The sequence below is a fragment of the Pseudomonas sp. SIMBA_067 genome (genome assembly GCF_046534675.1).
GTDB lineage: Bacteria > Pseudomonadota > Gammaproteobacteria > Pseudomonadales > Pseudomonadaceae > Aquipseudomonas > Aquipseudomonas putida.
The window spans coordinates 1-244 of record NZ_JAWRYH010001149.1 but is presented as its reverse complement, the minus strand read 5'-3'; the positions used below and the strand labels follow the sequence as shown (position 1 = coordinate 244).

Here is a 244-nt window from a genome sequence, read left to right as displayed (position 1 = left end):
GTACTAATGCCTCTTTAATTGCATCAGCTGAACCTTCTGCTTTTACATCAACATTATTGATTACATCACACTTAGGTGTATTAAATGTTAAAGCAGCTAAATCGGTGGCTAATTTCTCAGCAGCTGGTTTCATTAGTTCACAATGTCACGGTACGCTTACAGATAATGGCAGTGCACGTTTTGCTCCGGCTTCTTTACAAGCAACAGAGGCTCTATCAACTGCATCTTTATGACCGGCAATAAC

The 244-nt window shown here is 40.2% G+C and carries 1 pseudogene; it reads right to left on the bottom strand.

Annotated features, from left to right (window positions below):
* Positions 1 to 148: 148 nt before the first annotated feature.
* A pseudogene (locus tag SB765_RS32900) lies at positions 149 to 244 on the bottom strand (malonyl CoA-acyl carrier protein transacylase); the annotation flags it as partial.